At 64.8% G+C, this 1873-nt stretch carries 1 protein-coding gene and 1 pseudogene; both read left to right on the forward strand.

The window, feature by feature from the left end:
- Positions 1-740: pseudogene (locus EET03_RS30635) on the forward strand (hypothetical protein); the annotation flags it as partial.
- A 658-nt stretch (positions 741-1398) separates the two neighbouring features.
- On the forward strand, positions 1399-1873 hold a 475-nt coding region (locus EET03_RS29590; RefSeq protein WP_208649168.1), incomplete at its 3' end, for a reverse transcriptase N-terminal domain-containing protein.

Raw genomic sequence — 1873 nt, forward strand, 5'->3', positions numbered from 1 at the left:
ACGTGGGGATCGCGCAGGAGCGGGCCACGGTGTGGACCTCGACCCGGCGGCGCAACCCACTGACCGGCGCCACCTACGCCTGGTTGAAGAAGACCAGCAAGCTGGTCAACCACATCTACTGGTACTGCTTCGACGACGACTTCGGCCCGTTCCTGCTGCGGGTGTGCACCTACTTCCCGTTCAACGCCCAGCTGATCGTCAACGGCAACCATTGGGCACAGCGGCAGGCGAACAAGGCGGGCATCGGGTTCACCCCGCTCGACAACGGGTTCGCCGACTGCGACGACGTCGCCGGGTTGCAGGCGATCTGCGAGAGCTTCGGCGGCGCGCACATCGAGGCGCTGCTGATCAAATGGCAGCAGCGGCTGCCGCAGCCGTTCACCGAGGAAGACGAGAACCTCGGCGGCTACTACTACCAGCTCGCCCTCGATCAGGCGGAGTTCTGCCTAACCCACATGCTGGACAAGCCGGTGTCGGGGCGGATCTTCCTGGAACAGGTCATCGCCGACAACCTCGATGTGGGCCGCCCGGACAAGGTCGCGCTGATCTTCGGGCGCCGCGTGCACCGCGGCCGCAAGCGGCCGACGCCGGGCCGGTTCCGCACCCGAGTGTTCACCTCCGGGGTCACCGCGAGTTTGCATTTCGACTACAAGTCCAGCCGAGGAAAGCAATACCACAATTGCGACGCGAGGTCGCACGCGATGAGTGACTACGCCGATTGGAGGGTCAGCCGATGTTGACGACGTAGTCCGGGTCAGTGTCCGGGACCTGTCCTCACCGTGACGTGCGTGGCTGCTGCTTCCAGCGGTGGTTGGGTGCGAAGCTCACGGGAAAGCCCAAGGGATCTCGCCCCGTCCGGGGTCCACAGGCCAGGGGAAGGCTGGGCATGGGGTGAATGCCAGTGAACCCTCGCTGATGCCTCGTTAATTGCACATCCTGGGACGGTTTGCGGCGCCAGGATGATAGGGACCGGCCGCTGGAAGGCGGCAGGCGGCGGCCAAGGATTGTGCGCGGCCGTGTGGACACCGCCGTCCTCGGGGTACAGAGGGCACCCAACCCCAGCCGGGTCTCATGCGTGCGGAACACGGAAACCCCGTCGGGGTCCGCCATGCCTTTTGGGTGGGCGGTAAGCCGGAGGTAACGAAGGCCCAATTCCCCGGTGGGTACAGGATGCCCACGAAGCCAACGCCGGTGGCCGAAAGGCGGCAGGAAAGCGAAAGAGGTTGATCGGGCCTCCGCCGATCATTTCGTATAACTGGCCGGATACCGGGCCGTGTGCCCGGGCGCGAAAGCGTGCCCACTTGGGCAGGTGAGCCTTTGAAGTTGAATCGGCTAAAACGGCTGGAACCGAAGGACAAGTTAGGCGCCTTTATGGTGAACGGACCCGAGGACCCCTCGATGGGGGTGGACCTGGACGCGGTCGACTGGGACTGGGTCGATTGGTCTGCCTGCACGCAGGAGGTACGGCGGTTGCGGCAGCGGATCTTCAAGGCGACGCAGGAAGGTGACTGGCCCAGGGTCAGAAACCTGCAGAAGCTGATGCTGCGCTCCCGGTCGAACACACTGTTGAGTGTGCGGCAGGTGACGCAGCGCAATGCTGGGCGCAAGACGGCGGGTATCGACGGGGAGGTCGCGTTGACCTCCGAGGACAGGGCCGATGTGGCCGTGCGTATACACGAAAGCATCCGGACCTGGAAGCCTTCCGCCGTCAAGCGCGTGTACATTCCGAAGGCGTCAAACCGTGCGAAGCTGAGGCCGCTCGGAATTCCCGTGCTGATGGACCGGTGTCACCAGGCACGGGTGCGTAACGCACTGGAACCCGAGTGGGAGGCCCGTTTCGAACCCCGCTCGTATGGGTTTCGGCCGGGCCGCA

Origin of the sequence: Mycobacterium innocens, assembly GCF_900566055.1 — a bacterium.
GTDB classification, from domain to species: domain Bacteria; phylum Actinomycetota; class Actinomycetes; order Mycobacteriales; family Mycobacteriaceae; genus Mycobacterium; species Mycobacterium innocens.